We start from the raw sequence: 20,762 nt of genomic DNA, 5'->3' as shown, positions 1-20,762 counted from the left end.
GCCGGCCCAGGCTCATCACATAGGCAAGCTATGCTCAGGAGTCTCGCTCGCTTGCCGCCTAGCTACAGCTTCAATTATTTAGAGAATTGATCAACATATAACAAAGGTGAGTGGTTTTGACTGCTCACCTTTTTCTTTAGATAGAAAGGGTTAAAGGAACAGAAAAATGAGTCATCCAATTGAACAGTTAGAACAAATCATGGCGAAGCTGCGTGACCCAGAAAGTGGCTGTCCTTGGGATTTAAAGCAGACATTTGACACTATCGTTCCTCACACTATCGAAGAAACCTATGAAGTCGTTGATGCGATTCAAAACCGCGATTGGTCAAACCTAAAAGAAGAGCTCGGAGACTTGTTGTATCAAGTGATTTTTTATAGTCAGTTGGCCAAGGAGCAGGCGTTGTTTGATTTTTCTGATGTGGTGGAGACGGTGAATGAAAAACTGACTCGTCGCCATCCTCATGTTTTTTCTGAAGTGGAATTTGATTCCGAAGAAGAAATTCATGCCAATTGGGAAGCGGAAAAAGCCAAAGAAAAAGCACAAGTAGGCAAATCGGAAGAAAGTATTCTAGACTCAATACCAAACTCTCTGCCTGCGCTTTCTCGTGCTACAAAGATTCAAAAGAAATGCGCTAAATATGGTTTCGATTGGGATTCACTTGGCCCGGTAGTAGAGAAGGTTCAAGAAGAAATTGAAGAGGTCATGGAAGAGGTACTTCAAATCACACCAGATGCAACTAAGGTAGAGCTTGAGTTGGGGGATTTATTGTTTGCAACGGTAAATCTTTCACGTCACTTGGGGCAAGATCCTGAAGTGGCACTGTCTAAAGCGAATTTGAAGTTTTCAAGACGTTTTAAAGGCGTAGAGGCGAAGGTCGCGCAAAAGGGAAAAACGCTAACGGACTTTAGTTTGAATGAACTGGAATCGATGTGGGATGAAGTAAAACGAGAAGAGTGAAGCCAAAATGGCATGAGCACTCGACTTTGATTTGAAGCAAAAAATAAAAAATTGCGGTGTGATAGATTTCACGTTGTGGCGTTAGGGAGCTTCTGGTATATTTACGTCCCGTCCAGAAGCACTCCATTTCCCTCATTCAACCAATTTCAGGTTAAACATGACGACAAATTACATTTTTGTTACTGGCGGGGTTGTATCCTCTCTAGGTAAAGGTATTGCAGCAGCATCTCTTGCGGCTATTCTTGAAGCTCGTGGTCTTAAAGTGACGATGATGAAGCTTGACCCTTACATCAACGTTGACCCAGGCACAATGAGCCCAACTCAACACGGTGAAGTGTTTGTTACAGAAGATGGTGCGGAGACTGACCTTGACCTTGGTCACTACGAGCGTTTCATTCGCACTAAGATGACTAAGCGTAACAACTTCACTGCTGGTCGTGTTTACGCAGACGTTCTACGTAAAGAGCGTCGTGGTGACTACCTAGGTGCTACCATTCAGGTAATTCCTCATATCACTAATGCTATCAAAGACCGCGTAATCGCAGGTTCTGAAGGCCATGATGTTGCTATCGTTGAGGTAGGCGGCACGGTAGGTGATATCGAGTCACTGCCATTTATGGAAGCAATTCGTCAGCTAGCAGTAGAACTTGGTCGCGAGCGCGCAATGTTCATGCACCTAACTCTAGTTCCTTACCTAGCAGCTGCTGGCGAAGTGAAAACTAAGCCAACTCAGCACTCTGTTAAAGAGCTGCTATCTATCGGTATCCAACCAGATATTCTAGTTTGTCGCTCAGATCGTATGATCCCAGCAAACGAACGTAAGAAGATTGCTCTTTTCTGTAATGTTCAAGAAAAAGCAGTTATCTCAATGAAAGACGTAGATTCTATCTACAAGATCCCTCAACTAATCAAAGCTCAAGGTCTAGACGATCTTGTTTGTGCTCGTTTTGGCATTAATGCTCCAGAAGCAAACCTGTCTGAGTGGGAACAAGTAATCTACGAAGAAGCGAACCCAACAGGTGAAGTTACGATTGGTATGGTTGGTAAGTACATTGAACTGCCAGATGCATACAAATCAGTAAACGAAGCCCTAAAACACGCAGGTCTTAAGAACCGTCTGAGCGTTAAGATTCAGTATGTAGACTCTCAAGATGTTGAGAACAAAGGTGTCGAGATCCTTGAAGGTCTAGACGCAATCCTTGTTCCTGGTGGTTTCGGTGACCGTGGTATCGAAGGTAAGATTCGTGCAGCGCAATACGCTCGTGAAAACAATGTTCCTTACCTAGGTATCTGTCTAGGCATGCAAGTCGCACTGATCGAATACGCGCGTAACGTAGCGGGTATGGAAGGTGCGCATTCAACAGAATTTAACAAAGAAACTAAGTACCCTGTGGTAGGCTTGATCACAGAATGGGTTGATGGCGAAGGTAAAGTTGAAGAACGTACCGAGAAGTCTGACCTAGGTGGTACGATGCGTCTTGGCTCACAACTTTGTCACCTAGAAAAAGGCACAAAAGCACGTGAGCTTTACGGCAACGCGACTATTTATGAGCGTCACCGTCACCGTTATGAAGTGAACAACAATCTTCGTCCGCAAATCGAAAAAGCAGGCTTAAAAGTATCAGGTCTATCTGCAGACAAGAAACTGGTAGAAGTGATTGAGAACCCAGCTCACCCATGGTTTGTAGCGGCTCAATTCCACCCTGAGTTCACATCTACACCACGTGATGGTCACCCACTGTTCGCTGGTTTCGTGAAAGCGGCTGGTGAATACCAACGCGGCGAATTTGAGAAGTAAGTAAGGAATACAGGCAGTAACGTAAGCTGTGTTGCTGCCTTTAATTTTGACATTATATATTCAACGAGAAGGAAACATTCAATGTCTAAGATCGTTAAAGTTCTAGGTCGTGAAATCATCGATTCACGTGGTAACCCAACAGTAGAAGCTGAAGTACACCTAGAAGGCGGTTTCGTAGGTATGGCTGCTGCTCCATCTGGCGCATCTACTGGTTCTCGCGAAGCTCTTGAACTACGTGACGGTGACAAAGCCCGTTTCCTAGGTAAAGGTGTTCTTAAAGCTGTTGAAGCGGTAAACGGCGCAATCGCTGAAGCTCTAGTTGGCAAAGACGCGAAAGACCAAGCTGCAATCGACGCAGTAATGATCGAACTAGACGGCACTGAAAATAAATCTAAGTTCGGTGCGAACGCTATCCTAGCGGTTTCTCTAGCAAACGCTAAAGCTGCAGCAGCAGCTAAAGGCATGCCTCTATACGAGCACATCGCTGAGCTAAACGGTACTGCAGGTCAGTTCTCAATGCCTCTACCAATGATGAACATCATCAACGGTGGTGAGCACGCAGACAACAACGTTGACATCCAAGAGTTCATGATCCAACCAGTTGGTGCTAAGACTCTTAAAGAAGGTCTACGTATCGGTGCTGAAGTGTTCCACAACCTAGCTAAAGTTCTTAAGTCTAAAGGCTACAGCACTGCAGTTGGTGACGAAGGTGGTTTCGCTCCTAACCTTAAGTCTAACGCTGAAGCACTAGAAGTTATCGCAGAAGCTGTTGCAGCTGCTGGTTACGAACTAGGTAAAGACGTTACTCTTGCTATGGACTGTGCAGCATCTGAGTTCTTCGACAAAGAAGCTGGCATCTACAACATGAAAGGCGAAGGTAAAACTTTCACTTCTGAAGAGTTCAACCACTACCTAGCTGAGCTAGCTAACCAATTCCCAATCGTTTCTATCGAAGACGGTCTAGACGAGTCTGATTGGGATGGCTTCAAGCACCAAACTGAACTACTAGGTGACAAGCTTCAACTAGTAGGTGACGACCTATTCGTTACTAACACTAAGATCCTTGCTGAAGGTATCGAGAAAGGCGTAGCTAACTCTATCCTTATCAAGTTCAACCAAATCGGTTCTCTAACAGAGACTCTAGCTGCAATCAAGATGGCTAAAGATGCAGGTTACACAGCAGTAATCTCTCACCGTTCTGGCGAAACTGAAGATGCAACTATCGCTGATCTAGCGGTAGGTACAGCTGCAGGTCAAATCAAGACTGGTTCTATGAGCCGTTCTGACCGCGTTGCTAAGTACAACCAACTAATCCGTATCGAGGAAGCTCTAGGTGAGCGCGCTCCTTTCAACGGTCTTAAAGAAGTTAAAGGTCAAGCTTAATTCTTAATTGAATTAATGGCTTAGCTTAAAGTTTTGAAACGCTCCACTTCGGTGGGGCGTTTTTTTTATCTGATATAATGGCGCGGGCTTCGCCCTTTTGGAACACTTTTCTTCGAGAGTCGAGAACGGACTTCAAAGGAGTATCGCGAACTTTTATTTGTCATTTCTTTGAATGCCGAAGAAGAGGGTAGAGAATCTCTTTGTTTCATTTTGCGGCTTTTTTTCCTGTAAGGAGCGTGTGAGTATCTTCATCTCCCCTAGAGGCTACCTCGCATTTATGCTATATATGTCCTCTTATCTAATCCCTTCCGGTACAGAATGTTAGCAGCGATATGCGAATCTTTGTTATAGCCCTTACGTTACTGTTTGGCTGGCTTCAATACACTCTATGGTTTGGTAAAAATGGAGTGTCGGACTACTACACAGTGAAAGATGAAATTGAAGTTCAGCAACAAGTGAACAGCAAGCTGCAAGCTCGTAATAATGAGATGTTCGCAGAAATTGATGACTTACGACAAGGTCTTGATGCGATTGAAGAGCGAGCGCGTCATGAGCTTGGCCTAGTCAAAGAAGGGGAAACTTTCTACCGCATTATTGGTGAGGAAAATCAGTAAAATGTTAGATTCAGCGCCATCTCATGTTGCAATCGTGCCTGCAGCCGGTGTCGGTAGTCGAATGAAAGCAGACCGCCCTAAGCAGTATCTGATGATTGACGGTAAAGCCGTCTTGGAGCATACGGTCGAGAAACTCCTTTCTCATCCTAAAATTGCTAAGGTTGTGGTTGCGGTGACAGATGGTGATCCTTATTACCCAGAATTATCGATTGCCCAACATCCCGACGTTATTCGAATTGCGGGTGGCAAAGAAAGGGCAGACTCGGTGCTATCGGGGCTAAACTATGTAAGTACCCAACTTGAAAGTGAGTGGGTATTGGTTCACGATGCGGCAAGACCTTGTGTGTCGATAACTGATATTGACCGTTTGATTGACGTTTGCCGTTCTCACCAAATCGGCGGTATTCTAGCGTCACCAGTGAGAGATACCATGAAGCGTGCAAATTCAACGCAAGATATTGATCATACGGTAGACAGAGAGGCATTATGGCACGCACTAACGCCACAAATGTTTAAAACTCAGCAACTGACTCAAGCGCTGGCCGACGCATTGCAGCAAGGCGTCACGATTACCGATGAAGCTTCTGCTCTTGAGTGGCGAGGTGAAACACCGGCCTTAGTTCAAGGCAATGCGAGCAATATAAAAATTACTCAGCCAGAAGATCTTGCTTTAGCGGAGTTTTATCTACGCCGTGAACGCGGCTAGAAAAGAAAGGATAGAAAATGATTCGAATTGGTCACGGTTTTGATGTGCACAAGTTTGGTGGAGAAGGCCCGGTTATCATCGGTGGTGTTGCCATACCTTATGAGCAAGGCTTGATTGCACACTCAGATGGTGATGTCGCTTTGCACGCATTAAGCGACGCTTTACTTGGTGCTATCGCTGCAGGCGATATTGGCCGCCACTTTCCTGATACGGATGATAAATGGAAAGGGGCGGATAGCCGTGAACTGTTGAAAGACGTGTATCGTCTTGTAAAAGAACAAGGCTACCGACTTGGTAATGCGGACATTACTATCATGGCGCAAGCGCCAAAGATGGCGCCTTATATTGATGCCATGTGTGCGGCAATTGCCGAAGACCTGGAAACCAACATTAGCTACATTAACGTAAAAGCGACCACGACAGAACGTCTCGGTTTTACTGGACGCAAAGAAGGCATTGCAACGGAAGCAGTGGTACTTTTGTTTAAGCAATAACTAGCAATTTGCTCCTCTAAGCTGTGATATCAGCGGAAAAACATCATGTCAGACATTTTATCTTCATTGGCTTTCTTAACCGGTAAGCCAGTTGCATCAGCAAAAATTAAAGCGCAACCAGAGCATTTTCAGGTTCGCGAAGATCTCGGTTTTGCTTTTACGGGGGAAGGCGAGCACTTGATGGTGCGTATCCGTAAAACCGGAGAGAACACCAGTTTCGTCGCGAATGAATTGGCGAAAGCTTGTGGCGTTAAATCAAAAGACGTCAGTTGGGCAGGGCTCAAAGATCGCCACGCGGTGACCGAACAGTGGTTAAGCGTACACTTACCAAAGGGTGAGACGCCAGACTTCACGGAGTTTTTGGCGCAGTACCCAAGTATTGAGATTCTAGCGACAGACCGACACAACAAAAAGCTGCGTCCTGGTGACTTAGTAGGTAACGAGTTTGCGGTTACTTTGTCCGATGTGAGCGATGTGGCTGATGTTGAACAGCGTCTTGAAAAAGTGAAGCAAGTGGGCGTGCCGAACTATTTTGGCAGTCAACGTTTTGGTAACGATGGTAATAACCTCGTCGAAGCTCGTCGTTGGGGCCGTGAAAACGTCCGTACCCGCAACCAAAATAAACGTAGTATGTACTTATCTGCTGCGCGTTCGTGGATTTTTAATCGTATCGTTTCAGCGCGTCTAGAAAAAGGGTTATTTGATCAGTTTATCGAAGGTGATATTGCACAGACAGAAACCGGCATTCAAGTTGTCGATGCAAGTAACCTTGTTGAGCTTCAAGCGCAATTCGAGCAGGGGGGAGTGAGCATTACAGCAGCACTGGCTGGCGATAATGATCTACCAACTCAAGCGCAAGCACAAGCTTTAGAACAGCCATTTTTGGATGATGAGCCCGATTTGATGAAGTTGATTTGTGGCAATCGCATGCGTCATGATCGCCGTGATATCGCTTTAAAACCAAAAGACTTGGCTTGGACCGTTGATGGCAATAACATCACATTGACCTTCTCACTGGATGCGGGCTCTTTTGCGACATCTATTGTTCGTGAGTTGGTTATCGAGGAAAAAGTAGAAAGAGAATACTAATGGAAGTGGATTCACTAAACGCAAAGCCCTTAAGAATTCTACTGAGTAACGATGATGGCGTTCATGCTCAGGGAATTCACGCTCTCGCGAAAGAGCTTAAAGCGATTGCACAAGTGACCATTGTTGCCCCAGATCGTAATCGTTCTGGAGCATCTAATTCACTGACGCTTGAGCAGCCGCTGCGAGTGACAGAGATCGCGCCAGATACTTTTTCTGTGCAGGGGACGCCGACAGACTGCGTGCACTTTGCATTGAATGAATTGATGAAAGGCGACCTACCAGATTTGTTGTTAACTGGTATTAATCATGGTGCTAACCTCGGTGACGATGTGTTGTACTCAGGGACAGTTGCAGCGGCAATGGAAGGGCACTTCCTTGGCGTTCAGTCGGTCGCCTTTTCTTTGGTCGGTAAACAAAATTTTGACTCTGCAGCAAAAATAGCGCGAAAACTGGTTGAGCAACATTTGGCGTTCCCCATTCCAACCAACCGCTTATTAAACGTGAACGTACCTGATCTGCCGCTAGACAAGCTGGGCGAGATTGAAGTAACTCGGCTAGGTGCTCGCCATCACGCTGAGAATATGATTAAGCAGAAAGATCCGCGTGGTAATGATATTTATTGGCTAGGTCCTCCTGGTAAAGAGCAAGATGCCGGAGAAGGCACAGATTTTTATGCCATTGAACATGGCCGTGTCTCAATCACACCATTGCAAGTTGATCTCACGGCTCATGAGTCACTACGCGCGATGGCCAGTTGGTTAAAGGAAGAGAAGTAATGAGTAACCCACATGCTGACAGGTTGATAGCGTTTCTTATCGCCAGTGGCATCAGTGATCAACGTGTATTAGATGTAATCTATCGTTTACCACGGGAAAGTTTTGTGTCGCAAGCGATGATGCATCAAGCCTACGATAACAATGCGTTGCCGATTGGTCAGGGGCAAACCATTTCTCAACCTTACATCGTTGCTAAAATGACAGAGCTGTTAGATCTAAAGTCAGACAGTAATGTACTAGAAATCGGTACGGGTTCTGGTTATCAAACCGCAGTGCTTGCTCAAATCGTTGATCATGTTTATTCCGTTGAACGCATTAAATCTCTGCAATGGGGCGCTAAACGTCGTCTGAAGCAACTTGATATTTATAATGTATCGACCAAACATGGTGATGGCTGGCTTGGATGGGAAGCAAAAGGCCCATTTGATGCGATTATTGTTACAGCGGCGGCGGAGGCGATCCCTCAAGCGCTTCTAACGCAGCTAAAAGATGGTGGCAAGATGGTCATTCCTGTCGGTGAAGATGAACAACAGTTATTAAAAATAGAGCGAAAAGGCGAACAGTACCTATCAACCGTGGTTGAGATGGTTAGGTTTGTGCCATTAGTTGCTGGTGATTTGGCTTAAGGGTTGAAGACTAGGTGAATAGGTTGTTATGTCGTTTTGGTATTAGCTGTCTGTTAGCTGTGGGACTGGTGGGTTGTGCGGCTCATATTCCTGCGCCTGTTTCCAGCCTAAATAAGGACTATTCTAGCGTTGACCGAGGCAGCTATAGAGGTAGTTATTATGAAGTAAAGAATGGTGATACACTTTATTTTATAGCCTATGTCACAGATAAAGATGTAAATGATCTAGTTCGTTACAATGAACTGGCTGCACCCTATACCATTTTCCCAGGACAAAGGTTAAAACTTTGGGCTCCAAAATATGTCGCCCCCAAATTTGGCCATAAAGTAGAACCTGTTGTGGTTCCAGTAGTTGCAAAGACACCTACGCCAGTGACGAAACCATCAACAGTCTCAAAACCGCAAAAATCAAGTAAAAACTCTAATCAAAAGCCAATCAATACTTCCACTCAGGTTGCAAAAAAAACGCCGCCTAAGAAGGTTGAACAATCAAAACCAAAGGAGTATGTTGGTACAAAAGTTAACCAAAATATCAAGCCAAAGCCGCCAGTAACCACTGCGAAGAATGACAAAGTATCTAAGTGGTTGTGGCCAACAAAAGGGAGAGTAATTAAGAATTTTTCGGCGGGTGAACAGGGAAATAAAGGCATCGATATCGCAGGGCAGCGAGGTCAGTCAATTGTTTCAACCGCCCCAGGCACTGTGGTTTATTCTGGTAATGCGCTAAGAGGTTATGGCAATCTTATTATAGTGAAGCATAACGATAATTATTTAAGCGCATACGCACATAACGATAGGCTGCTGGTTTCTGAAGGACAGAGTGTCAAGAGTGGACAAAAAATTGCGACCATGGGTAGCTCAGGTGCTAAGTCCGTTAAATTGCACTTTGAAATTCGTTATCAAGGTAAATCCGTCAATCCAAAGCGTTATTTGCCTTAAAACTTTGAAAGACAACTTGCGACATCATTTAGCGACATATTGAGTTGTTATGTCTTGCTAACTCGCCAGGGGGAGGCGTTATGAGTATCAGCAACACAGTAACCAAAGTTGATGAGTTTGAATATAACAATGCATCAGAAGAGTGCGTTGATAAAGAACTTGAAAAAGCATCATCCAATAAAACCAAAACCGTTGCTCGTGAGGAATTAGATGCGAGCAGCAAGAGCTTAGATGCCACACAGCTGTATCTGGGCGAAATTGGTTTCTCTCCACTACTCACTGCAGAAGAAGAAGTGCTTTATGCACGCCGCGCACTTCGTGGTGATGAGGCCGCTCGTAAGCGTATGATTGAAAGTAATTTGCGCTTGGTTGTCAAAATTTCTCGCCGATACAGTAATCGTGGTTTAGCTCTTCTTGATCTTATTGAAGAGGGGAACCTAGGGCTGATCCGTGCAGTAGAGAAGTTTGACCCAGAGCGAGGTTTTCGTTTCTCAACGTATGCGACGTGGTGGATTCGCCAAACGATTGAGCGCGCGTTGATGAACCAAACTCGTACCATCCGCTTGCCAATCCATGTCGTGAAAGAGCTGAACATTTATCTGCGTACTGCGCGTGAACTTTCTCAAAAGCTCGATCATGAACCAACAGCTGAAGAGATCGCGTCTCAGTTAGATATCCCAGTTGAAGACGTGAGTAAGATGCTACGTCTTAATGAGCGTATTAGCTCTGTCGATACACCGATAGGTGGAGATGGTGAAAAAGCACTACTGGATATTATTCCGGACGCAAACAATTCCGATCCTGAGGTATCAACTCAAGATGACGATATCAAGTCATCGTTGATTCACTGGTTAGAAGAGCTAAACCCTAAGCAGAAAGAAGTGCTTGCACGACGTTTTGGTTTGCTTGGTTATGAGCCATCAACGCTAGAAGAGGTGGGGCGTGAAATTGGTTTGACTCGTGAACGCGTTCGTCAGATTCAAGTTGAAGGTTTACGTCGCTTACGTGAGATCTTGATTAAACAGGGTCTGAACATGGAAAACTTGTTCAACGTAGAAGACGACTAGTTCTGATTTTATAAGAAAAACAAAAAGGTTATGGTGACCCCATAGCCTTTTTGCGTTTTTTCATCTAAGAGATAAGTATTGGAGCTAGAGCATCTTCTTCAAGCGGTAAAGCTCTTCTAATGCCTGACGAGGGGTCAGGTCATCTGGATCAATATTAGACAATGCTTGTTCCACATCGCTTGGTTCAGGAATAAGGCTAAGCTGGTTCGCTACATCCACCGTAGTGGGGCGAGGACCATCACTTCCTTGACCTAATTGCTCAAGCTGAGAGAGCTTCATACGTGCATTTTTGATCACAGATTTTGGTACGCCGGCCAACCCTGCTACTGCTAAACCGTAGGATTTACTTGCCGCGCCTTCTTGAACGGCGTGCATAAACGCAATGCTGTCACCATGTTCAACCGCATCAAGGTGAACGTTAGCAAGGTTCGGCAATTGGTTTGGTAGTTCTGTCAGTTCGAAGTAGTGCGTAGCAAATAGCGTCATCGCACCAATTTGTGTTGCCAGCCATTCGGCGCTTGCCCATGCTAAAGAAAGGCCATCGTAAGTACTGGTGCCGCGTCCGATTTCATCCATCAGCACCAAACTGTTCTTCGTTGCATTGTGCAGAATGTTCGCAGTCTCGGTCATTTCGACCATGAAGGTTGAACGACCCGAGGCGAGATCGTCAGAGGCACCGATACGGGTGAAGATGCGGTCCAATGACCCAATATGAGCCGATTCTGCCGGTACGTAAGAGCCGATGTGGGCCATCAGCGCAATTAATGCCGTTTGGCGCATGTAGGTCGACTTACCGCCCATGTTTGGGCCGGTGATGATCAGCATCTTACGGTTTGAACTGAGCTCAATTGGGTTAGCAATAAATGGTTCGCTGGTGACTTGCTCAACCACTGGATGACGACCTGCTTGGATACGAATACCTGCTTCTTTATCCAACGATGGTCGGCAGTAATCCAGAGTATCTGCACGCTCAGCTAAGTTTTGTAGGACATCCAATTGAGAAATCGCTGAGGCAAGGTTTTGCATTTTCTCAAGGTTTGGCATCAATAAATCAAACAGTTCTTCCCACAGTTTTTTCTCTACCGCGAGCGCTTTCGACTTTGAATTCAGTACCTTGTCTTCGTGCTCTTTTAGCTCAGGAATGATGTAACGTTCCGCATTTTTTAGTGTTTGGCGACGCACATAATGCGGTGGTACAAGGTGACTTTGACCACGGCTCACCTGAATGAAGAAACCGTGTACGGCGTTGTAGCCAACTTTTAGTGTATCGATACCGTGACGCTCACGCTCATCAGCTTCTAACTTCTCTAGGTATTCAGTGGCACCATCTGCCAGTTTGCGCCACTCATCAAGCTCAGTATCATAACCTTCTGCGATTACGCCGCCATCACGAATCACCACTGGTGGGTTTTCTTTGATCGCGCGTTCTAGCAAATCACATACATCATCCATTGGTGCAGCAAACTGAGCCAGCTTCGTGAGGTATGGATGAGCGAGAGAGGAAGTGACTGATTCCAGTTCTGGTAATTGTTGCATCGCATGACGCAGGCGAGCCATATCGCGTGGGCGTGCCGATCGAAGTGCCAAACGAGCCAGGATACGCTCGATATCGCCGATCTGTTTAAAGATGGGTTGAATGTCGGTGAACAGGCTTTGATCCTTGATTTCACCAATGGCATCTAGGCGATGGTTTAATGTATCAACGCAGCGCATTGGCTGGTGTAACCAACGTTTTAGCATACGGCTGCCCATCGGAGTGGAGCAGTGATCCAGTATTTCCGCCAATGTGTTGTCGGTGCCGCCAGAAAGGTTTTGTGTCAGTTCTAGGTTACGACGCGTTGCCGCATCCAAGATAACGGAATGGTCTTGACGATCATAAGTGAGCGAGCGAATGTGTGGTAGGGCAGTACGTTGAGTGTCTTTTACGTATTGGATCAAACAGCCTGCAGCGCACAGACCTAGCGTTGCGTGTTCTACACCAAAGCCAACGAGATCGCGAGTGCCGAATTGTTGATTGAGTTGTTGCTTAGCAGTATCCAGCTCAAATTCCCACACAGGGCGACGGCGATTACCATTGCGGCTTGACATCAAATGGACAGATTCAAAGTCTTCTGGGAATAGTAACTCGCGTGGCGCAGTCCGTTGTAGTTCTGCGGCCATCGCCTCTTCAGTTTCGGGTTCAACCAACTGGAAACGTCCTGAAGTTACATCCAAAGTCGCATAACCAAACTTACCGTTGTGGGAGTATATGGCGGCAATTAGGTTATCAATACGCTCAGACAGTAACGCTTCATCGGTCACTGTCCCCGGTGTAACAATACGCACCACTTTGCGCTCGACCGGACCTTTACTGGTAGCCGGGTCGCCAATTTGCTCACAGATTGCGACAGACTCACCAAGCTGAACGAGTTTGGCTAAATAACCTTCTACAGCATGGTATGGAACGCCAGCCATCGGGATTGGCTCTCCTGCTGATGCACCGCGTTTAGTCAACGAAATATCAAGCAGTTGGGATGCGCGTTTGGCATCATCGTAGAAGAGTTCGTAGAAGTCGCCCATGCGGTAGAACAGCAAAATTTCTGGGTTCTCAGCTTTAAGCTTGAGGTATTGCTGCATCATCGGAGTGTGTTTTTGTTCAGCTTTCACAGGTAAGATCTTTAGTTTATTTCCGTAGCGACTTAGGATACGTGAATCCCGATCAAGTAAAAAGAGACAAAGGGCATTTTTGACCATGGAACAAACATCAAAATTGAGTGCTGATTTAGGAGCACTATTAGCGAAGCATGGGCATATGATGACAACGGCGGAATCCTGTACGGGAGGTGGTGTCGCTACCGCTATCACTGACATTGCAGGCAGCTCTGCTTGGTTGGATCGCGCGTTTGTCACCTACAGTAACGAAGCAAAAATGGAGATGCTTGGGGTGCAAGCCACCACGTTAGAATCCTATGGTGCCGTCAGCGAACCGGTTGTGATTGAAATGGTGCAAGGCGCATTGAAACACTCCAACGCCACCATCGGTGTGTCGATCAGTGGCATTGCTGGGCCTAGCGGTGGTAGCCAAGAAAAACCGGTTGGTACGGTCTGTTTCGCGTTTGCAGATACCCAAGATTGGTTGCAGGTTGAGACGATGCATTTTGCTGGCGATCGTGCCGAGGTGCGTGAGCAGGCGGTGATTCATGCACTTACTCAATTGCAGCAACATTTAATCTGAAATTTCTTCGAACAGCGTTAGCCCAGATTTGATAAGGGCTAGAGCAAGTCGCTCTATTGAGCAGACCAAATTTTTTTTATACAGGTATAGACACTGTATGAATCAACAGTATAATAACTTTCATTGCTGAGCAGTTTTCCTGCTTATGAAAAATGAATTACTATTCGTCGCCCAAAGAAGATGAATAAATCGGAGAAAGTAATGGACGAGAACAAACAAAAGGCGCTCGCCGCTGCGCTAGGTCAAATTGAAAAGCAATTCGGTAAAGGCTCTATCATGCGCCTTGGTGATAACCGCGCAATGGACGTAGAAACCATCTCAACAGGTTCTCTTTCTCTTGATATCGCTTTGGGTGCTGGTGGCTTACCTATGGGCCGTATCGTAGAAATCTACGGTCCAGAATCTTCAGGTAAAACAACGCTAACACTAGAGCTTATCGCAGCAGCACAGCGTGAAGGTAAAACATGTGCGTTTATCGATGCTGAGCATGCACTAGACCCGGTATACGCGAAGAAACTGGGTGTTGATATCGATGCGCTATTGGTTTCTCAGCCAGATACGGGTGAGCAAGCGTTAGAGATCTGTGATGCACTTGCACGTTCTGGCGCGATTGATGTCATGGTTATCGACTCAGTTGCAGCATTAACACCTAAAGCAGAAATCGAAGGCGAAATGGGCGATAGCCACATGGGCTTGCAGGCGCGTATGCTTTCTCAAGCAATGCGTAAACTAACAGGTAACCTAAAGCAGTCTAACTGTATGTGTATCTTCATCAACCAAATCCGTATGAAGATTGGTGTGATGTTCGGTAACCCTGAGACTACAACGGGTGGTAACGCGCTTAAGTTCTACGCTTCTGTTCGTCTAGATATTCGCCGTACTGGTGCAATCAAAGAGGGCGATGAGGTTGTCGGTAACGAAACGCGCATCAAAGTCGTTAAGAACAAGATTGCAGCACCGTTTAAAGAAGCAAATACACAAATCATGTACGGTCAAGGTTTCAACCGTGAAGGTGAACTGATTGACCTAGGCGTGAAGCACAAACTAGTTGAAAAAGCAGGTGCTTGGTACAGCTACAATGGTGACAAGATTGGTCAAGGTAAAGCGAACGCTTGTAACTATCTACGCGAAAACCCAGAAGTGGGTAAGACCATCGATATTAAGCTTCGTGAAATGCTATTATCACCAGCTTTGCTAGAAGCGCCAGAGTCTAGCGAGAAGCCTGAGCAAGAAGAAGAGTTTTAATCTTCTGATTAAATAAATCAAAACAAGGCCCTGCTATGCGGGGCTTTGTTGTATTTGCTGAAATCAAAACCAAATAAAACAAAGAGCTGAGCAATACCAATCACAGCAATTCAGAAAGCAGAACTAGCGTCATAATAAGCTAGGGTGAAGCGTAATATATTACGATTGGTATCGAGATAGTACAGCAATAACACGTTTAGGATCATTATGTACCAAAAGCGTCAAGCGCCAACGTTGTCGAGTAAAGAAGCGGCCATACAGTTGTTAAGCCGTCGTGATCACGGGCAATACGAGCTTTACCAAAAACTTGCTTTGAAAGGTTACGAAGAAGCGGACATCGAAGCTGCTATTAATTTTTGCCTCGACCACCACTATTTGGACGATTTGCGTTATGCCAAAAGCCAGATCCGACAGCATGTATACAAAGGGTATGGGGAACGTCGTATTCGTCAAGAGCTCAATCAAAAACGTATTGCGGAATCCATTATCGATATGGCGATGACCGAAGAGCCACAAGACTGGTTTGAACGAGCAAGAATGGCGGCGGAAAAGAAATTCAAAGGAGTCAAAGCCAAAGACCAAAAAGAGTACGCTAAACAGGTGCGATTTATGCAATATCGTGGCTATAACTTTGACCAAATAAGTTATGCGCTAAGCTTTGATTATGAAGATTAGCGGTGAATCCCACACCCTGATTTTTGTTTTGCTTCAAATTTTTTCTTCTCCCCCCTCTTTTCCGCAAGAAAACTAGTCGTAGCTGATTGCATGATCTACAATACTGCAAAATTCTAACTCGACTATTTTCAGGAAGAGCTGCATGTACATGAGCACTGATGAGGTTCGTAACGCGTTCCTCAAGTTCTTTGAAAGCAAAGGACACCAAATCGTAGAAAGTTCATCGTTAGTTCCACATAACGACCCAACACTGCTGTTCACAAACGCAGGTATGAACCAATTTAAAGATTGCTTCTTAGGCTTGGAAAAACGCGCCTACACTCGAGCAACTACGGCTCAACGTTGTGTACGTGCTGGTGGTAAACACAATGACCTGGAAAACGTTGGTTTCACCGCTCGTCACCACACGTTCTTTGAAATGCTAGGCAACTTTAGCTTTGGTGACTATTTCAAAGAAGATGCAATCGCATTTGCTTGGGAATTCTTAACAGAAACGCTAAAGCTACCAGCAGACCGCCTGCTTGTTACTGTCTATGAGACAGATGACGAAGCATTTGAAATCTGGAACAAGCAAGTGGGTATTCCTGCCGATCGTATTATTCGCATTGGCGACAAAAAAGGTGGTAAGCCATACGAGTCAGATAACTTCTGGCAAATGGGTGATACTGGTCCTTGTGGTCCATGTACCGAGATTTTCTACGATCACGGTGAGCACATCTGGGGTGGCCGTCCTGGTACACCTGAAGAAGATGGTGACCGTTTCATCGAGATCTGGAACAACGTATTCATGCAGTTCAACCGTCATGCAGACGGCACAATGGAACCGCTTCCAAAACCATCGGTAGATACGGGTATGGGTATCGAGCGCATCTCTGCGATCATGCAAGGTGTTCACTCAAACTACGAAATCGATGTATTCCAAGCGTTGATCAAAGCAGCGGCTGAAACGATCGGTTACGAAGACCTATCGAACCAATCGCTACGCGTTATCGCTGACCACATCCGTTCATGTTCATTCCTGATCGTGGATGGCGTTATGCCTTCAAATGAAGGCCGTGGTTATGTTCTACGCCGCATCATTCGTCGTGCCGTTCGTCACGGTAACAAGCTGGGCGCACAAGGTGCATTCTTCCACAAACTGGTTGGTGTACTAGCAGACATCATGGGTACTGCGGGCGAAGAGCTGAAGCGTCAACAAGCAGTGGTTGAAAAAGTACTGCGTATCGAAGAAGAAAACTTCGGTCGCACACTTGAGCGCGGTATGGCGATTCTAAACGAAGCATTAGATAACCTAGACGGTAAAGTGCTAGACGGCGAGACAGTATTCAAGCTCTACGATACTTACGGATTCCCAGCTGACTTAACCAACGATGTGGCTCGTGAGCGTGAGTTCGCGATCGACGAAGAAGGTTTCGAGAAAGCAATGGAAGAGCAGCGTCAACGTGCGCGTGAAGCAGGTAACTTCGGTACTGACTACAACGCAGCAATCAAAGTTGATACGCAAACAGAATTCTGCGGCTACACAGGTACGAAAGGCTCTAGTTCAGTCGCGGCAATGTTCGTTGAAGGCAACGAAGTAGATGCACTGTCTGCTGGCGACAAAGCGATCATCGTACTTGGTGAAACACCATTCTACGCTGAGTCAGGCGGTCAATGTGGTGACGCTGGTGAAATCCGAACGGAATCTGGTGTATTTCGTGTTGAAGACACTCAGAAACTAGGTAACGCAATCGCACACCACGGTGTCATGGTAGAAGGCGTTCTAGCAAAAGGTGACGAAGTTGCAACCATCGTTGACGCAGAGCGTCGCGCCGCTATCTCTCTAAACCACTCAGCGACGCACTTGCTACATGCAGCACTTCGCCAATTGCTTGGTGAGCACGTTACGCAGAAGGGCTCGCTAGTGAAAGCTGATGGCCTGCGTTTCGACTTCTCACATCTAGAAGCAGTAACGGCCGCTGAACTGAAAGAAGTTGAGCGTCTAGTGAACGCACAAATTCGTCGTAACCACGCGATTGAAACCAACGTGATGGACATTGAGTCTGCGAAGAAGAAAGGCGCAATGGCACTGTTTGGTGAGAAGTACGATGACGAAGTTCGCGTACTATCTATGGGCGATTTCTCTACTGAGCTTTGTGGTGGTATCCACGCTTCTAACACCGGTGATATTGGTCTATTCAAGATCACTTCAGAAGGCGGTATCGCGGCTGGCATTCGTCGTATCGAAGCGGTAACGGGTGAAGGTGCGCTAGACGCAATCGAAGCTCAAGCGGCTAAGTACGAAGAGAAACTGGCTGAATCAGCACAGAAAGCGAAATCTCTAGAGAAAGAAATCCAGAAACTGAAAGACAAGATGGCTGCTGCAGAAAGTGCAAACATCATGGGTAAGGTTCAGGACATTAATGGTACAAAAGTACTGATTGCTGCGCTAGAAGGCGCGGATAACAAGAATCTACGTACTATGGTTGATGACATCAAAAACCAAGTAGGCAGCGGCGTTATCCTTCTTGCTAACGTGAATGATGACAAAATTGGCCTAATTGCAGGTGTGACGAAAGACCTTATCGGCAAAGTAAAAGCGGGTGACCTCGTTAAGATGGTTGCTGAGCAAGTTGGCGGTAAAGGCGGTGGTCGTCCAGACATGGCTCAAGCTGGTGGTACAGACGTTGCTGCGCTGCCTGAAGCAATTCAGTCTGTACAACCTTGGCTAGAAGAACGCCTATAATTATTTATAAAATGAATTACGCTCAATCAATGTTCTTTGATTGGGCGTAATTTTTTTATGGCAACCAAGTGGTTTAATTGACCGTATTTTGACCAAGTTATTTGAGCGACTTGGTTTTGTTGTAACTACCGCTTATATAATTTTCAACGAATAAAATACAAGTGGTCCTAATGAAACTTTGGTCTTGGGAAGGTGAAGACTGGTGAAAAAGCCCCTTATCGTGCAAAAGTTTGGTGGAACCTCGGTAGGCTCAATTGAGAGAATATATCAGGTAGCTGAACACATCATTAAGGCGAAAAATGATGGTAATCAAGTTGTCGTTGTTGTGTCTGCGATGTCAGGCGAGACAAACCGACTAATGGATCTCGCTAAACAAGTTGATAGCGTTCCAACGGCTCGAGAACTTGATGTTTTGCTCTCTGCTGGTGAGCAAGTGTCGATGGCACTACTGGCAATGACACTTAATAAATTGGGTTATGCCGCGCGCTCACTTACCGGAACACAAGCGAACATTGTGACGGATAATCAACACAATGACGCGACGATTAAACACATTGATACTACTACGATTATGGGTTTTTTAGAGCAAGATCAAATCGTTATCGTGGCAGGTTTTCAAGGTGTGAACGAAAATGGGGATATCACCACATTAGGTCGAGGTGGCTCTGATACGAGTGCAGTGACATTAGCTGGTGCGTTAAACGCAGACGAGTGTCAGATTTTTACCGACGTTGATGGCATTTATACTTGTGACCCGCGTGTAGTAAAAAATGCTCGCAAGATCGACGTGATCGATTTTCCTTCAATGGAAGCGATGGCGAGTCGAGGTGCGAAAGTGTTGCATTTACCTTCTGTGCAATATGCATGGAAGCATAATGTTCCGCTACGCGTGCTTTCAACATTCGATTTGAATGAAGGCAGCTTGGTTAAAGGAGACTTAGGCAATCAAGCCGTCTCGGGTATTGCTATTCAACGAGATCTTGCCATTATTGAAGTGGATAAAGAACATTTATCGAGTGCTACAAAGCAATGTCAGATGTTGGGTATCGACATTTGGAATGTGATCGAGGAAACAGAAAGAACAGGTATCATGATAAAACAAGATGCATGTGCCAAGTTGGAACTGGTGTTCAGCGATAAAATCCGTAATAGTGAAGAAGTAAGTCTATTGACCGCAGTAGGGCTCGAAGCCAGTGGAATGGTGGAGCATGCTGTTAGTTTGTTGGCAGGAAAGGATATTTCAACCCATTTCTGTTCAACCGATGCTCTCTCAATGATGCTAGTCTTACTCCCTGAGAGTATTGATGTGGCAGCAAACATTCTTCATGAAGCTTACGTTACATCCAGCGAAGTATTGAGCATTCAGCAAAAACATGCCTTTTTAGGCTAATTTTCGGCAACAAGATAGTTTACGAAAATATAACTTTTGTTGGATAATAGCTTTGTAGCAAGAAAATTTAGAGATTACTCAAGGAGCAAAGAATGCTAATTTTGACTCGCCGTGTAGGCGAAACACTTATGATTGGTGATGAAGTGACTGTGACTGTACTAGGTGTTAAAGGTAACCAAGTACGTATCGGCGTTAACGCTCCGAAAGAGGTTTCTGTTCACCGTGAAGAAATCTACATGCGCATTCAAGCTGAAAAAGGCAATGGCAACGTTGCTTCAGGCAACTACTAAGTCGCTCCTGTTTACAGAACTTAGTTTGAATGGAAAAGGCTAGCCTACGGGCTAGCCTTTTTAGTTTGTGCCATATATCTAAGTGACTGAGCGCGAAATCAACCATCGCGAGCGAACTGGATATAAATGTATTTTTTTAAGAGAGTAGTCTCTTTTTTTCATCATAATAGAGTGGTAAAGTTCATTTAACGATCGCTTTGATTAAATCCGCACCGCTTAAACGTTTTTTGCGTTTTTTTTTAAAGAAAGTGTTTGACATATTTTCGGTAAAACGTAATATGTGCCTCCGCAAGACGGTGAGGTGGCCGAGAGGCTGAAGGCGCTCCCCTGCTAAGGGAGTATACGGTTTATCCCGTATCGAGGGTTCGAATCCCTCCTTCACCGCCATTCTTGCAACGTTGAGAAATCAACAAAAAGTGCGTCCTTAGCTCAGCTGGATAGAGTACCTGGCTACGAACCAGGCGGTCGGAGGTTCGAATCCTCCAGGACGCGCCATATCTCCTCGGAGATATAACAATGAAAACGGTGAGGTGGCCGAGAGGCTGAAGGCGCTCCCCTGCTAAGGGAGTATACGGTTTATCCCGTATCGAGGGTTCGAATCCCTCCTTCACCGCCATTCATTGACTGGCCGATTGGCCTTTTTTTTGTTTCGTAAGAAATAAAATGTGACTTGTTTCACAGCTTCTTTAGCAAGAAGAACTGCGCGTCCTTAGCTCAGCTGGATAGAGTACCTGGCTACGAACCAGGCGGTCGGAGGTTCGAATCCTCCAGGAC

Annotated in this window: 18 protein-coding genes and 3 tRNA genes; 20 read left to right on the top strand and 1 reads right to left on the bottom strand. The window is 45.7% G+C overall.

What is annotated here, in order from left to right:
• The first annotated feature begins 166 nt into the window (after positions 1–166).
• The 11 genes from mazG (at position 167) to rpoS (ending at position 10,449) form a co-directional block, all read left to right on the top strand.
• Positions 167–958 (top strand): nucleoside triphosphate pyrophosphohydrolase, encoded by a 792-nt coding sequence (mazG, locus tag ACVA54_RS16535; RefSeq protein WP_099080734.1) that lies wholly within the window; start codon positions 167–169, stop codon positions 956–958.
• A gap of 157 nt (positions 959–1,115) precedes the next feature.
• A complete protein-coding gene (locus tag ACVA54_RS16530; RefSeq protein ID WP_099080735.1) occupies positions 1,116–2,756 on the top strand; it encodes a CTP synthase in 1,641 nt (546 codons plus the stop codon).
• An 81-nt stretch (positions 2,757–2,837) separates the two neighbouring features.
• Positions 2,838–4,139, top strand: coding sequence for a phosphopyruvate hydratase (eno, locus tag ACVA54_RS16525; RefSeq protein WP_099080736.1), 1,302 nt, complete (start codon positions 2,838–2,840; stop codon positions 4,137–4,139).
• 332 nt (positions 4,140–4,471) lie between these two features.
• Positions 4,472–4,753: a cell division protein FtsB gene (ftsB, locus tag ACVA54_RS16520; protein ID WP_099080737.1), complete on the top strand. Its 282-nt coding sequence runs from the start codon at positions 4,472–4,474 to the stop codon at positions 4,751–4,753.
• A 1-nt stretch (position 4,754) separates the two neighbouring features.
• The gene (gene ispD / locus ACVA54_RS16515) at positions 4,755–5,459 is read left to right on the top strand and encodes a 2-C-methyl-D-erythritol 4-phosphate cytidylyltransferase (RefSeq protein ID WP_099080738.1); all 705 of its coding nucleotides are present in this window, start codon (positions 4,755–4,757) and stop codon (positions 5,457–5,459) included.
• Between the two features lie 17 nt (positions 5,460–5,476).
• Positions 5,477–5,953: a 2-C-methyl-D-erythritol 2,4-cyclodiphosphate synthase gene (gene ispF, locus ACVA54_RS16510; RefSeq protein ID WP_446649759.1), complete on the top strand. Its 477-nt coding sequence runs from the start codon at positions 5,477–5,479 to the stop codon at positions 5,951–5,953.
• Positions 5,954–5,998: 45 nt separating this feature from the next.
• The gene (gene truD / locus ACVA54_RS16505; RefSeq protein ID WP_099080740.1) at positions 5,999–7,042 is read left to right on the top strand and encodes a tRNA pseudouridine(13) synthase TruD; all 1,044 of its coding nucleotides are present in this window, start codon (positions 5,999–6,001) and stop codon (positions 7,040–7,042) included.
• The gene (gene surE, locus ACVA54_RS16500) at positions 7,042–7,818 is read left to right on the top strand and encodes a 5'/3'-nucleotidase SurE (protein ID WP_099080741.1); all 777 of its coding nucleotides are present in this window, start codon (positions 7,042–7,044) and stop codon (positions 7,816–7,818) included. Before truD ends, surE begins: the two co-directional genes overlap by 1 nt.
• The gene (locus ACVA54_RS16495) at positions 7,818–8,444 is read left to right on the top strand and encodes a protein-L-isoaspartate(D-aspartate) O-methyltransferase (protein WP_099080742.1); all 627 of its coding nucleotides are present in this window, start codon (positions 7,818–7,820) and stop codon (positions 8,442–8,444) included. Before surE ends, ACVA54_RS16495 begins: the two co-directional genes overlap by 1 nt.
• 14 nt (positions 8,445–8,458) lie before the next feature.
• Positions 8,459–9,382, top strand: a complete 924-nt coding sequence (locus tag ACVA54_RS16490; protein WP_099080743.1) for a peptidoglycan DD-metalloendopeptidase family protein — start codon at positions 8,459–8,461, stop codon at positions 9,380–9,382.
• Between the two features lie 80 nt (positions 9,383–9,462).
• A complete protein-coding gene (gene rpoS, locus ACVA54_RS16485; protein ID WP_099080744.1) occupies positions 9,463–10,449 on the top strand; it encodes an RNA polymerase sigma factor RpoS in 987 nt (328 codons plus the stop codon).
• Positions 10,450–10,533: 84 nt separating this feature from the next.
• Here the strand turns inward: rpoS and mutS are convergent, their stop codons facing one another.
• Entirely contained in the window at positions 10,534–13,095 is a 2,562-nt protein-coding gene (mutS, locus tag ACVA54_RS16480) for a DNA mismatch repair protein MutS (RefSeq protein WP_119463561.1), read from the bottom strand.
• An 85-nt stretch (positions 13,096–13,180) separates the two neighbouring features.
• Between mutS and pncC the strand changes: the two genes are divergently transcribed.
• From pncC to ACVA54_RS16435, 9 genes are all read left to right on the top strand, one after another.
• The gene (pncC, locus tag ACVA54_RS16475) at positions 13,181–13,663 is read left to right on the top strand and encodes a nicotinamide-nucleotide amidase (RefSeq protein WP_099080746.1); all 483 of its coding nucleotides are present in this window, start codon (positions 13,181–13,183) and stop codon (positions 13,661–13,663) included.
• Between the two features lie 201 nt (positions 13,664–13,864).
• The gene (recA, locus tag ACVA54_RS16470; RefSeq protein WP_099080747.1) at positions 13,865–14,908 is read left to right on the top strand and encodes a recombinase RecA; all 1,044 of its coding nucleotides are present in this window, start codon (positions 13,865–13,867) and stop codon (positions 14,906–14,908) included.
• A gap of 207 nt (positions 14,909–15,115) precedes the next feature.
• Positions 15,116–15,583: a recombination regulator RecX gene (gene recX / locus ACVA54_RS16465; protein WP_099080748.1), complete on the top strand. Its 468-nt coding sequence runs from the start codon at positions 15,116–15,118 to the stop codon at positions 15,581–15,583.
• A 142-nt stretch (positions 15,584–15,725) separates the two neighbouring features.
• Positions 15,726–18,308, top strand: a complete 2,583-nt coding sequence (gene alaS / locus ACVA54_RS16460; protein ID WP_446642637.1) for an alanine--tRNA ligase — start codon at positions 15,726–15,728, stop codon at positions 18,306–18,308.
• A 202-nt stretch (positions 18,309–18,510) separates the two neighbouring features.
• Positions 18,511–19,698 carry an aspartate kinase gene (locus ACVA54_RS16455; protein WP_446596925.1) on the top strand — a complete coding sequence of 396 codons (1,188 nt, stop codon included), beginning with the start codon at positions 18,511–18,513 and terminating at the stop codon, positions 19,696–19,698.
• A 92-nt stretch (positions 19,699–19,790) separates the two neighbouring features.
• The gene (csrA, locus tag ACVA54_RS16450) at positions 19,791–19,988 is read left to right on the top strand and encodes a carbon storage regulator CsrA (protein ID WP_004415691.1); all 198 of its coding nucleotides are present in this window, start codon (positions 19,791–19,793) and stop codon (positions 19,986–19,988) included.
• 295 nt (positions 19,989–20,283) lie between these two features.
• Positions 20,284–20,375, top strand: a tRNA-Ser gene (locus ACVA54_RS16445).
• Between the two features lie 31 nt (positions 20,376–20,406).
• Positions 20,407–20,483: transfer RNA gene (locus ACVA54_RS16440), tRNA-Arg, on the top strand.
• Positions 20,484–20,512: 29 nt separating this feature from the next.
• Positions 20,513–20,604: transfer RNA gene (locus ACVA54_RS16435), tRNA-Ser, on the top strand.
• Positions 20,605–20,762 lie beyond the last annotated feature (158 nt).

The sequence above is a fragment of the Vibrio sp. PNB23_22_6 genome (genome assembly GCF_052877535.1).
Note: the sequence above shows the minus strand (reverse complement) of the source record. Positions and strands in the feature narration are given on the sequence as shown.